Below are 12626 nucleotides of genomic sequence, written 5' to 3'. Positions count from 1 at the left end.
GATATGAAGAAGATAATAAACAGTCCGGACAAGGTTGTTTCCGAAATGCTGGAAGGTATGGAGAAAGCCCACAGGAACCTTGTATATATCAGGGAGCTTGAGGTTATCACAAGAAGAGAGAAGTCTGAAAAGGTTGGACTTGTTTCCGGAGGAGGAAGCGGTCACGAGCCTTCGCATGCAGGGTACGTTGGTAAGGGAATGCTTGACTCTGCTGTTGCGGGCAACGTATTCGCTTCACCTTCGCCTGACAGGATACTTAAGGGCATCGAGGAGGCAAATTCCGGAAAGGGAGTGCTCCTTGTCATCAAGAACTACTCAGGCGACATAATGAACTTCGAGATGGCGAAGGACCTTGCCATGATGGATGGGATAGAGGTCGACAGCGTAGTGGTAAGGGATGATGTGGCTGTTCCTGACAGCACCTATTCGACTGGAAGAAGGGGTATCGCAGGAACCGTATTCGTCCACAAGATAGCCGGAGCCAGGGCTGAAGCAGGCGGAACCCTTCCTGAGGTCAAGGCAGCTGCAGAGAAGGCGATCTCAAGGATAAGGTCAATGGGCATGGCTATGACTCCATGTACTCTGCCTGGAGTCGGGAAACCTGGATTTTCACTTGCTGATGACGAGATAGAGATAGGGATGGGAATTCACGGTGAGCCGGGAGTCAACAGGAGCCATATACTGTCAGCTGCTGAGCTGGCTGAGGTCCTCCTTGAAAAGATCCTTGCTGACTACGACTATTCCGGCAAAGAGGTTGCCCTTATGGTCAACGGCCTTGGCGGAACTCCTCTCATGGAGCTATACATACTGAATAATGAGGTGGAGAGGATACTCTCTGAAAAGGGCATAAAGGTGTACAGGACATTTGTCGGCAACTTCATGACATCCCTTGAAATGTCAGGCTGCTCACTTACACTAATGGACCTTGATGACGAGCTTAAGGAGCTTCTGGATGCGCCATGCGACACACCGGCGCTAAAGGGGTAGAAATATGATGACTAAGAAGGATTACCTCGACTATATTGAACTCGTTACTAAGAAGCTTGAGGAGAACAGGGATTATGTGACAGACCTTGATGCTGCAACCGGAGACGGAGACCACTGGGTAAACATGAACATGGGCTTCCAGAAGCTCGTTGCAAGCCGTGAGATACTTGAGGCATTAAGCCTTAAGGACATGTTCAAGAAGATAGGGATGCTCATAATGTCAACTGTAGGCGGCTCATCAGGAGTCTTGTACGGAAGCGCATACATAAAGGCTTCACAGGCAATAGGGGACAAGGAGGTCATTGATGTACCTCTGCTTCACACCATACTTGAGGCTAAGCTCACTGCGATAATGGAAAGAGGGAATGCAAAGCCTGGCTACAAGACCATGATAGACCCTCTGTATACTGCTATAGTAAGGATGAAAGCCGGTATGGAAGCGGGAATGGATGATGCTTCCGTACTTTCAGAAATGAAGCGGGGAGCAGTAGAAGGAATGGAAGCCACCAAGGGCATGGAGGCTGTAAAGGGAAGGGCGACTTACCAGACTAACAAGGGTGTAGGGTGCCTTGATCCAGGAGCTGTAACCATGTGCTATCAGCTTGAGCTTCTTTCAGACTGTATGAAGCCTGGAAAGGACTGATTTTTGTGAACCTCCTTCACATAAAGGACATCGCCAACAAATATTCCAGGGCGATCTCGACGATACTGGACATAGACGTGATCATAATCGACAGCGAGTACAACAAGATCGCCTATACCTCACGGAATGTCAGCAACCAGTTGCCGGTGACACGTACCTCCGTCATCGGTGAGGTGCTGACTACCGGGAAGGTGCTCATCATAGAGGACAACAGGAAGTATCCAATCTGCAAGAACTGCGTGGACAGCTCCCAGTGCAAGATCCAGGGGATGATATCTGTTCCCATAATGTACAATGAGAGACCGGTAGGAGCTGTAGCCCTGCTTGTTCCCAAGAACATGAAGACATCGATTTTTGAGAAGGTAGGTCCGGCAATCGACTTCCTTGAAAGCATGGCTGACCTCCTCTCCTTCAGGCTCAAGAACATGGAGGATTATGCGCTGCTTGAGAAGACAAAGAGCGAGCGGGAGACGATAATCAACACCATCGAGGAGGGCCTGCTCTCCCTTGATGGAAGGAACGAGGTCTCGTTCTGCAACGACCAGTTCCTGAAGTATTTCAACATTGAAGAGGATATCCTTGGGCGGAACGCCGAGGACATATTCAAGAACAGCACCATAAGCAACATGATACTTTCTCCCAAGGACAAGATAGTGAAGAGCCTCTTCCTTGAGGACAAGGGTCAGAGCTTCAGGGGGATCGTGTCGAAAAAGAATGTTGTGGTTAATGGAGCGAAGGAGGGGATCCTCCTCTCGTTCAAGAGCCTGAGGGACAGCCACTGGAGCTATTCTTCGGTTATGGACAGGTACAAGTCGCTGAGCTTTGACAAGCTTCGCTCAAGCGACCAGTGCATGGTGGAGACCATCGAGAAGGCGAAAGAATTTGCGATTGACGGCTGCAACGTGCTTATTGGAAGCGAGGATGGGCTCGAGGTAATGGAGATCGCAAGGTCCATGCATAACTTCTCTGACAGGTCAAAGGAAAGGTTCGTCAGGATGGACTGTACCGGTAAGACCTACAGCGACCTTGAAAACGAGCTTTTCGGAACTGATAAGAATCCGCTCCTAGGGGCTCTGAACCTTGCAAACCAGGGTACTGTGCTGATGATGAACATCGAAGAGTGCCCGCTTTACCTGCAGAAGGACATTCTTGATGTCATCAAGTACAGGAAGAACCCCAGGAACCAGGTAGAGCATGAAGCCACTGACATCAGGTTCATAATGCATACTTCAAGGGACCTGAAGGAGCTCTCAGGAAAGAAAATGTTCAACGACGAGCTTCATTACAGGCTAATGGAAAACTCCCTGGAGATCCCGCCGCTAAGGGCCAGGAAGAAGGACCTTCCCTTCATCATAGAAGGAAGGATAAGGGAGCTTGCCATAAGGCATGGGAAGAGCGAGCTGAAATTCTCCAGGGAAGCCCTGGAAATACTTGCAGGCCACACCTGGCCCGGAAACTTCAGCGAGCTGGACAAGACTCTTGAGACCATAATATTCAATGCTGAGGGTAAGGCAGTCGAGGAAAATGACATCATGTCCTTCGGCTTCTTCAGGGAAGAGGAGAAGAGCTGCAACCTGGAGATCATCGAGGAACAGCTGCTTAAGCAGATGGTGGCTGACAAGATGAGCAAGGAAGCAATAGCAGAAAAAATGGGCATAAGCCGTGCGACTCTCTACAGGAAGCTGAAGAAGCAGGGACTACAGTAGACATGTCGGAAAGGAAGTGATTGGGCATGACTGAGGACATCTACAAGAAGATACTTATGAAGGAGCTGATACCTGCCCTTGGCTGCACTGAACCCATAGCAATTGCGCTGGCGGCGGCTAAGGCTAAAGAGGTCCTGGGCGGGATGCCTGATACGGTTGTAATAAGCTGCAGCGGCAATATCGTGAAGAACGTTAAGGGTGTCACCGTGCCAAACTCCGGGGGGATGAAGGGCATAACTGCAGCTGCGGTGCTTGGCATTTGCGGAGGTGACTCCAGCAAGGGGCTTCAGGTACTTGAAGGGATCACCGACGAGAACAGGCTGAAAGCAAGAAAGCTTTTAAGGGACAAGGACGTAAGGATCGTTCTCGTCGAGGACGAGGAGAACCTGTATCTTGCTGTAAGACTTGAAAATGGGGATGGCAGCTCCATGGTCGAGATCAAGTACGACCATACAAGGTTCTACAGCATAGAGAAGGATGGAAAGAAGCTCTTTGAATGCGATGCAGTGAATGGAGCTTCCGAGGATACCGACAAGTCCTCATTGTCCCTAAAGAGCATAATCGAATATGCGGACAGTGTTGACCTTGCCGAGAACTGGGACCTGGTGCAGGTCCTGGACAGACAGATTTCATATAACTCAGCAATAGCTGACGAAGGCCTCTCGAGAAGTTACGGTGCGGAGGTAGGAAGGACAATAATGGAAAGCGGAGACCCTAAGGACCCGCGGACCAGGAGCAAGGCGAGGGCAGCTGCAGGCTCTGACGCGAGGATGGGTGGTTCAAGCCTTCCTGTAGTCATAAATTCTGGCAGCGGTAACCAGGGCATAACCGTATCCATACCAGTAATTGAATTCGCCAAATCCATGGAGGTTCCGCTCGATAAGCTGTACAGGGCGCTTATAGTATCCAACCTGATGGCTATACATCAGAAGAAATACATAGGCAAGCTCTCAGCCTTCTGCGGAGTAGTCAGCGCTTCAGCTGCAGCAGGCAGCGGAGTTGGCTACCTTCTTGACTACGACTACGAGACCATTTCTAACATTGTAACCAATACCATCGCAACCACCGGGGGGATGGTGTGCGACGGTGCTAAGCCCTCCTGCGCTTCAAAGATTGCAATGGCACTGGACAACATGATCATGGCAATCAACATGAGCAAGGAAGGAAGGACATTCCACCAAGGCGAAGGCCTGGTAGGATCGGATGTCGAGGAAACTGTCAGGAACATCGGCAGGATGGCCAGGCAGGGGATGAAGAACACCGATACCGAGATACTTAACATAATGATAGAGAACTGAAGACCTGGTTCCCATGCTTGCATGGAGATCCAGGTCTTTTTTTTTAACTAATGTGATTCAATGGGTATTCTTGACTTCCATAATGATGGAAAATAGTATTTTCAAATGTCATTTTTTTTGCTACGGATGTAGTCTGTAAAGGATGCTGACCCCAACTTTCTTCTTTTAGCAAGCATCGAAGCCCAAATGGTATTGCCCTGAGATTCGTTAATATAACCGCCCTCTAGCGCCTGAATCAAGATGTCTCCGGTAGTCATAAGCCTTAAACTGAATTTTTCAACATAGACACTGATATCCCTGAGGTTATTGCTGGCTAGAATACCACCTGAGCTTTTTGCCAGAGCTATTGAGGCAGCTTCGCCCTTACCGATTATTTTATTGCCAGCGTTTGGCTCATATGCAAGCTGATAATATAACAAATATGCTTCACTATCAGCTAGGATGCTTTCTAAACTCGCTTGCCCGCTCGAGAGCAGTGTGTCAAATCGTGCTTTAAGATGAGTGACTCCAGGATAAGACAGTTCATCATATACAGGCTTAGGGATTATGATCCTACCTGGATATAGCTTAACGAGTAGACTTTCGTTTCCTACCCATAGGAAGGCAGATAGGCAGTCTGTATCGAAGAAGAGCGAATCAGTCAAGCAATTCTCCTCCTTCGGCATCATCTCCATATACAAGGTCCGGTCTATAAGCTGACAATAGCAGCTCTTCATACTTTCCGTCGGAAACAAGGCCTTTCTCCGCAACTCTATCTACCTGCTGGATATAATATCCGTATGTTCCATATTGCTTTTCTTTTGGGGTTGGCTTATACAGTGTGTCATCATACCCCAGACTTAGCGCGGATAGGATGACATTCTTGCGCATTGGCTCTGAATCCTTCATTGTCAGTTCCTTCTCAGCGATGAGCCTGCTTAGCACTGCTTGCCGACTGATTTGAAAATGCTGTTCAATTCGTACGATATCCTTAACTGATAGTTTGTCTGAATGTGTCTTCTTTATCTGCCTTACCATATCTGACAAGGCATCAGGCGGCATGAGGAGATAAGATGCAAACTGATCCGCGTCAATCTCCTTTTCGCTGCCAACGCCAATATTTTTTGTGCAAATGGCAGTAAGCTTCTCGTCATCAAAAAAAAGATGGTATAGCTCGTGGGCTAGCGAAAACCGTTGCCTCCCAATCGTCATGGCTGAATTCACCGCAATAACATTGCTTACTGAATTCTTTACACAAATCCCGCTTAGTCTGTCACCCATTGGATAGTAGACAATTGACAGGTGTTCGATTGAAAAGGCTAAAGCAAAAATATCTATTGACGAAGTTGCATCTTTACCTAACTGCTTTCTTAGATTGACAGCCTTTTTCCACAAATCCATCTTATCCATGGGTATTGCCGCCTTCGAGCAAATTTGTCATAAAAATTGAATTGAGAGCAATCCTATTTATGGAGCTTATTACTTCCAGGTCCTCCTCAAGTATTTCATTGGCTCGCAGAGCGAATGTCAATGGCCTCAGAACTGATTCTGATTCGTGGAATGCGCCTGGCTGGACTCCATATAGAGCTGCCAGCTTCTCGATCATGTCTGAAGTCAATGCACGTTTTCCTTTTTCTGCCATTGAAATAAGACTCTGGTCGACTTTAAGGAAATTCGCGATGTTGCGTTGCGTGAAGCCGCTTTGCTCTCGCAACTCTTTCAGCCTGTATCCAAGATGTTCTGTTGAACTTTTCATAATGACACCCCCTCACCTATATTATATGCAATTCAAGTCATAAATAACATAAAAAAAGAAAATATAAATATGACAAAACTTGCCTTTCGTCCATGATTTTCAGTGTTGTGAGATAATTTCGGTTCATATTAATAGCTAAATCTGTGTTTGAATGAAATGTGCAGAAATTTAGATTGAATTGCTTTGTTAGAATTGAACAATAAAGAGTAGAGGACTATCTGCTGTAGGTAGAAGGATGTGTATTTTCCACAATACTCATCATTACTGCACATTTATAATGAATTTTGTGCAAAAGCGATTTAGAATTGGCAAAAGCAAGACTCCAGGAGGAATAGTCTTCCCGGAGCTTTCTGATCAGTAGTTTCAGTACATGGTGTCATATACCGAATGTAAAATTTTCTTTTATGAAAAATCACAATTGATCCATGTCTCTGAATAATACTCCTCAGTAGGCTATAATTAATGTGAAAGTTAAGTAAAAAAGAAGGTGAACAACCTTGCAGGGATGAATACACTTCATAGTCATGTAAAGGGAGAAATATTGCTAATGACCACATTTTGTATGGAATGTCATGATCTTGTCGAATATTCGACCTAAAGCATCACTTTGGAAAAGGTGATAAAGGTCAGGATAATAGTGTTTGAGGGTAAGGAACCTTTCTGCACTGTTTGTGGGAGCAACTGTTTGTTTCGGAAATCAGAGACTTCAATCTTAATGCACTGGATATGGATTTTGGAATCATTTGAAATAGACATGCCTCAGTACAATCCAGTTCAATCTTAATCTTAAATGGATATGACAGACATAGAAATACTCCTTACCGTGAGAATGGTCAGGAGTTTTTTTACTCTTGTACATTTTTGCTGAATTTTGAATAAAGGTAAGTGAAACTCTCTTTGAACTATCATATGATAGCATATAATGTGAATAAGGAAGTAATAAGATTCAAGGGGATTTAACCAGAGGATACGGTAGTAAGAAGCCATTAATGGAAATTGCGCAAGTTTTGAATGATTCTCAACTTGACTTGAACAATGAGATTGTGTAGACCCCAAAATAAGGATTTCTGGCATGCAAATATTTAGTCTTCAATACTTTGGTAAATTCTGATCGAACTGGAAGTAATAGCATGAATAAATGAATTCAGGAGGGAATTAAATGAGCAGTGGCTACATCACCAGTAAGCTAGATACTGACTGTCCGATATGTGGCAAGGTACATACGATCGAAATTAAAAAGCGGCATTCTCATGCTATCGTAAAGGAAGAGACCGTTGAATACGAGGAAACCTATTATTCATGCCCATTTAGCGATGGTGCAGAGAATGAATATGTCCCTGCTGCCATGATGGATGAGAATCTGCTGAGGGCAAGAGACTCGTATCGCAAGAAAAGGGGACTTCTGGCTTCTCAGGAGATAGCTGCAATCAGAAGCTATTATGGAATGACTCAAAGCGATTTTTCAGCTCTTTTGGGATGGGGAGAAGTCACTGTAACTAGATATGAGAGCAAGCTTATCCAGGATGATACGTATGACATGACGATGAGGATGGCTTATGAGAATCCGTTCTTTGCGCTTTCGATGATTGAAAAGAACAGATCCCGTTTTTCCCCTGGCAAGTATGAGAAGGTCAGGAGTAAAATCAAGGATAGGATTGAAGAGTCGGGGACAGAGTATCTCAAGAGGCAGGCCATAATGAGCATATATTCAAGATACGATAAGGAGTGCGACCTGAATGGAGGGAAGCGGCTAGATTTAAGCAAGGTCATCAGTGTTATAAGGTATTTCTCCACTTTCATTATTAACCTTAATGGGGCAAAGCTGATGTCTTTGCTTTGGTATTCTGATGCTATGAACTTCTCAAGGCACGGACGGTCTATGATGGGTCTGGTATATATGCACAAAAGGACTGGAGCTCTGCCAGTTGGCTGCAGGGAAATACTTACCCTGGATTCGATTGGATCTCTAGCTGAGCCTCTTTTCGATGAGATAGGATATTCAATAAATCCTGTTGTTAGTATCAATATATCTGATTTTTCACTTGAGGAATTGGGAGTCCTTGAAGCTGTAGCAAGTGAATTCAAGGATATGGAACCTTGCGATGTGCTGCAAAGGGTTATCAGTGAAAAGGCTTATGTCGGAACCTTGTTGGATGAGGCAATTTATTATAGCCAAATTGGAAAGCTTAATATTTAGTTTTAGAAGTAAATGCCGGACATTTTGTCCGGCTGTTCTCATTTTCTGAAGACTTCAAAATTCAAAATACTCTAAGGTAAAGAACTGCACTCAGCTGGTTAACCTAAGTATTTGAAGCTTTTAGTCAATTGATGGTAATCTGTACCCATAGATAATGAGAAAGGGGGGAGACACATGAAAAACATATTGCTTGCCTGGGGGCAGGTGCATCAAGCGGCTTCATCGCTCAGAAGATGCGTAAGGCTGCCAAGGAAAGAAAACTTGAGATTTCAATCAAGGCTGACTATGTAGCGATAACAATGCTGCTCCAAATCCTCTTCGTTGAAACTTGATTCGCAAATATTGAAATATGGTATCAGCCAAGAACTTCTACCTTATAGGTATAGTCATCATAGACCATATTTGGGCGATAAGCTGGCAAGAGCAGCTCTTCATACTTTCTTGGTGAAAACAAGGCCCTGTTCTTAAACTCTATTAACCAGCTGAATATAGTATCCATATGTTCCGAACTGATTTTCTTTCAGGATTTGGCAATTATAGCTCTAGCCGCTATTGGGCACATAGGAACATTTCGAGATACCTTTAGTCTGGTATGCTGTAGTTTACATTGCGAATATATGCAGTATTTTTCCCGGCGCCCGTCTTGATAATATAGCCTTCTTTGAGCAATGAAGCCAAGGCTATTTCCACTGTTGACGTACTGATATCAGGACATTTCTCCAAAATCATTCGCTTTGACTGTTTTTGAAGAGTACCTTGAAATAACACACGGATTCTATCAGGTTTTGACAGGTTTCTGTCTTGAATCAATTCTATTCGTGCTGAGAATTCTTTATAGGCACTTAATATAACCTCAAGGTAGTACTTAACAAATGGGAGGTAGGAATTCTGACCCTCATACCAATTGGTTGAGCTGTCCTGCAATGTTTCATAATATGTCTCCTTAGTCTTTTCAATAATCATCTCAATGCTGACATACTTGCCTGCAATATATCCTGACCTGTACAGCAGAAGTAAAGTCAGCAGTCGGCTCATACGTCCATTCCCGTCATTAAATGGATGAATGCAAAGAAAATCAAGAATAAACATAGGTATGAGCAGCAATGGATCATATTTTTCAACCTGGATTGCGTCGATGAATGTGTTGGTTAAGTTGTATACTGCCTCAGGTGCTTCAAAAGCCGACATTGGTTTAAATCGAACCCGGCTTTCTCCATTGGCATCTGTTTCAGTGATAACATTATCACTGTTTTTGAATTTGCCGCCAGAAGATGTCGAACTAAATTGATAGAGGTCTCTATGAAGTTGAAGGATGACGTTTGTTCTTGGTTCCATATAATCGTAGCTATCATGGATCAGGCTAAGCACTTCTCTATAACCCGCAATTTCTTTCTCCGATTGATTACGGGGCTCAGATTTTGCCTTTACCAGTGCCTTCAAACGTTCATCTGAGGTATGGATACCTTCAATTCTATTTGAAGCCCCAGTACTCTGAATTTTTGCGATTTCCAGCATGGCATTAAGCACATCCGGCTTTGCTTCAATATAAAGCTTCTGCTTTCCTTTGAATTCATGAATTGCAGAGACTAGATTCATAACCTCATAGTTCATTAACTCGTCTGGTATTACTCCATAATCAAACTTTCGCATCGGTATCATCCTTTCTGCACAATAATTTCCTGTTCTGCATTATTATAGTGCTTAATAATGCAGAAGTCGATTTGTTCAGGCAGAAGTAATAGTCTGTTTTTCTGCAGTAATCATATCTTTACTGCACATTATAAATGAATTTTGAGCAGAAAGGATGTGCTCTGTCTCCATCATCCAAATCATCAATTTGCATAACCTGAACACCTATTTTGAAGTGTCTGGACAAGAGCATATTCTCGCTTTAATTTATTCCTCAATACTTTGTTTTGTATCTATCAGCAGATATCTAAGGTTTGTGGAGAAATTCGTTAAGGGTTCAAATGAACAGGTCAGGTAAATGATTTCAGAAATAGATTGATAAATTCATGGCAATGCCTTAGAATAAATCTTGGCAGTATCTTTATGAACTGTACAAGCGGCGGTATCGATTTGAACTGCACGCAACTTAAGGTTTTTCGGAATATTTGGAATCGGCTTTGATCCTTTGCGACAGAGACAGATGAATTCTAATTGGAATTGGTATTTATGTCTTTTTCGTCTGTCAAAGGGGCTTGCTCTGCCTAGGAGCACCCGTACAGGTGAAATGGACATTTTTTATTTATTGCAATTTTTTACAAATACCCGGGAGCTTCAATTGTTTTCGCTTGTATGAATCATGGAACTGCACACTTTTATCGAGGTGATGCTATTGGAAATTGGATTCATCGGTGCTGGAAAGGTTGGGAAGGCTCTCGGGCTTTATTTTAAGGCTCATGGTCTAAATGTATCCGGGTTTTGCAGCAGGACCGAAAAGTCTGCAGTTGAAGCTGCAGTACTTACTTCATCCATTGCGTACAGGACACTCAGGGAGCTGGCAGATTCAAGCGACATCATATTCATAACAGTGCCTGACCAGGCTTTAGCAGAAGTCGACCGTGAAGCAGCCTTAATGCTTGATGGTTATGAGGTAAAGCCAGAAACCTTCTGGTTTCATGTCAGCGGAGCCCATTCGTCGAAAATCCTTGAAGGTATCAGGAAGGCTGGCTGTGAGACTGGCAGCATGCATCCTCTGCAGAGCTTTGGTGAACCATATGGCAGCGCAGAAAGGCTAGAAAGAAGCTGGTTCACCCTGGAAGGCACGGATAAGGCGGTTTTGATTGCACAGTCATTACTGGATAAAACTAACGGGAAGCACTTCCGGATTGAGGCGGAAAACAAGCCTCTTTTTCATGCGGGTGCATCTGTAGTATCAAACTTTATGGTCACTCTTCTTGAGAGCGGCATCAGTCTTTTTGAAGCGGCAGGCATGGACCGTGCTGACATATTTCAGGCTATAGAGCCACTCATTGAATCTGCCCTTTCAAATATAAGGGAGAAGGGGACAATTGACGCCTTAACCGGACCGATTGTAAGAGGAGACTACGACACTGTAAGCGTTCATCTGAAGGCGATAGGAGATAAGATGCCTTCTGAGCTTGAGTTCTATAGGGCGGCAGCTTATAAGACTGCCATGATGCTTGATGGCAACAGGCTGACTCATGAGCAGATTGAAAAATTTGAAGGGATTTTGGAGGTAAGGATAGATGGCAGGTAAATTCACGACTCAGGCATTTTCGGATGCAAAGAAGAACAGCAGGAAGATTACTATGCTTACGGCATATGACTATACAATGGCGCAGATACTTGATGAGAGCGGAATTGACTCTATACTTGTCGGAGATTCCCTGGCAATGCCTATTCAGGGTAAGGATTCAACCCTCGAAGTGACCATGGAGGAAATGCTCTATCATTGCAGATGCGTGGCAAAGGGTGTCAGGAATGCACTTATTGTGGGGGACATGCCGTTCATGACGTACCACATCAATACAGATGAGGCTGTCCGCAATGCGGGAAGGTTCATACAGGAAGGCAAGGCTAATGCTGTAAAGCTTGAAGGCGGGAAGCACATGGCTGATACAGTCAGGGCAATCGTAAGAGCTCAGATTCCAGTCATGGGGCATATAGGCCTGACACCACAGTCTGTGAATATTTTCGGCGGCTTCAAGGTCCAGGGTAAGGAAGAGAGTGCAGCAAGGGCTCTTGTTGAGGATGCCCTGGCGATTGAAGCAGCTGGAGCATTTGCCATAGTCCTTGAGGCTGTACCTGAGATGCTTGCAAAGCTCATAAGTGAGAAGGTGAGCATACCGACTATAGGAATAGGTGCAGGAAAGTACTGTGACGGACAGATTCTTGTAATCCATGACATGCTGGGTCTTTACTCGGATTTCACCCCGAAATTCGTGAAGCAGTATGCAAAGCTGCGGGGCAGCATGTCTGAAGCAGTTGCAAGCTACGTAAGTGAAGTCAGGGATTCACAGTTCCCGGAGATACAGCATACGTACAAGATGAACGATGAAATCCTGGAAAGACTATATTGATGGATGGGTTGGTG

At 44.6% G+C, this 12626-nt stretch carries 12 protein-coding genes; 7 read left to right on the top strand and 5 right to left on the bottom strand.

The features are described 5' to 3' along the window. Positions 1-3 precede the first annotated feature (3 nt). Genes dhaK through J2Z34_RS01690 form a run of 4 tightly spaced genes read left to right on the top strand, consistent with a single transcriptional unit; the run spans position 4 to position 4634 of the window. Positions 4-987 (top strand): dihydroxyacetone kinase subunit DhaK, encoded by a 984-nt coding sequence (gene dhaK, locus J2Z34_RS01705; protein WP_209458123.1) that lies wholly within the window; start codon positions 4-6, stop codon positions 985-987. 4 nt (positions 988-991) lie between these two features. Next, a complete protein-coding gene (gene dhaL, locus J2Z34_RS01700) occupies positions 992-1630 on the top strand; it encodes a dihydroxyacetone kinase subunit DhaL (protein WP_209458122.1) in 639 nt (212 codons plus the stop codon). A 5-nt stretch (positions 1631-1635) separates the two neighbouring features. Next, positions 1636-3336 carry a sigma 54-interacting transcriptional regulator gene (locus tag J2Z34_RS17875; protein WP_209458121.1) on the top strand — a complete coding sequence of 567 codons (1701 nt, stop codon included), beginning with the start codon at positions 1636-1638 and terminating at the stop codon, positions 3334-3336. Positions 3337-3362: 26 nt separating this feature from the next. Beyond that, positions 3363-4634 carry an L-cysteine desulfidase family protein gene (locus J2Z34_RS01690; RefSeq protein ID WP_209458120.1) on the top strand — a complete coding sequence of 424 codons (1272 nt, stop codon included), beginning with the start codon at positions 3363-3365 and terminating at the stop codon, positions 4632-4634. A gap of 101 nt (positions 4635-4735) precedes the next feature. Here J2Z34_RS01690 and J2Z34_RS01685 read toward each other — a convergent pair whose 3' ends face one another. The 3 genes from J2Z34_RS01685 to J2Z34_RS01675 are packed head-to-tail and all read right to left on the bottom strand — an operon-like array spanning position 4736 to position 6369. Further along, positions 4736-5278 (bottom strand): PIN domain-containing protein, encoded by a 543-nt coding sequence (locus J2Z34_RS01685; protein ID WP_209458119.1) that lies wholly within the window; start codon positions 5276-5278, stop codon positions 4736-4738. Then, positions 5271-6023 (bottom strand): ImmA/IrrE family metallo-endopeptidase, encoded by a 753-nt coding sequence (locus J2Z34_RS01680; protein WP_209458118.1) that lies wholly within the window; start codon positions 6021-6023, stop codon positions 5271-5273. Before J2Z34_RS01680 ends, J2Z34_RS01685 begins: the two co-directional genes overlap by 8 nt. Next, positions 6016-6369 carry a helix-turn-helix domain-containing protein gene (locus J2Z34_RS01675; RefSeq protein ID WP_209458117.1) on the bottom strand — a complete coding sequence of 118 codons (354 nt, stop codon included), beginning with the start codon at positions 6367-6369 and terminating at the stop codon, positions 6016-6018. The genes J2Z34_RS01680 and J2Z34_RS01675 overlap by 8 nt, the downstream gene beginning before the upstream one ends. 1159 nt (positions 6370-7528) lie before the next feature. Between J2Z34_RS01675 and J2Z34_RS01670 the strand changes: the two genes are divergently transcribed. Beyond that, positions 7529-8566 (top strand): type II TA system antitoxin MqsA family protein, encoded by a 1038-nt coding sequence (locus J2Z34_RS01670; protein ID WP_209458116.1) that lies wholly within the window; start codon positions 7529-7531, stop codon positions 8564-8566. A 355-nt stretch (positions 8567-8921) separates the two neighbouring features. Here the strand turns inward: J2Z34_RS01670 and J2Z34_RS01665 are convergent, their stop codons facing one another. Then, complete coding sequence (locus J2Z34_RS01665; protein WP_209458115.1) at positions 8922-9065, bottom strand: hypothetical protein; 144 nt, start codon at positions 9063-9065, stop codon at positions 8922-8924. 83 nt (positions 9066-9148) lie between these two features. After that, positions 9149-10216, bottom strand: coding sequence for a Fic family protein (locus J2Z34_RS01660; RefSeq protein ID WP_209458114.1), 1068 nt, complete (start codon positions 10214-10216; stop codon positions 9149-9151). A gap of 688 nt (positions 10217-10904) precedes the next feature. Here J2Z34_RS01660 and J2Z34_RS01655 point away from each other — a divergent pair. Together J2Z34_RS01655 and panB are read left to right on the top strand one after the other, a co-directional pair. Next, positions 10905-11789: a Rossmann-like and DUF2520 domain-containing protein gene (locus tag J2Z34_RS01655; protein ID WP_209458113.1), complete on the top strand. Its 885-nt coding sequence runs from the start codon at positions 10905-10907 to the stop codon at positions 11787-11789. Further along, on the top strand, positions 11779-12612 hold the full coding sequence (panB, locus tag J2Z34_RS01650; RefSeq protein ID WP_209458112.1) for a 3-methyl-2-oxobutanoate hydroxymethyltransferase: 834 nt from the start codon (positions 11779-11781) through the stop codon (positions 12610-12612). Before J2Z34_RS01655 ends, panB begins: the two co-directional genes overlap by 11 nt. Positions 12613-12626 lie beyond the last annotated feature (14 nt).

Source organism: Youngiibacter multivorans (assembly GCF_017873395.1).
GTDB lineage: Bacteria > Bacillota > Clostridia > Clostridiales > Clostridiaceae > Youngiibacter > Youngiibacter multivorans.
The sequence above is the reverse complement of the archived record's forward strand: the minus strand, read 5'-3'. Positions and strand labels throughout refer to the sequence as shown.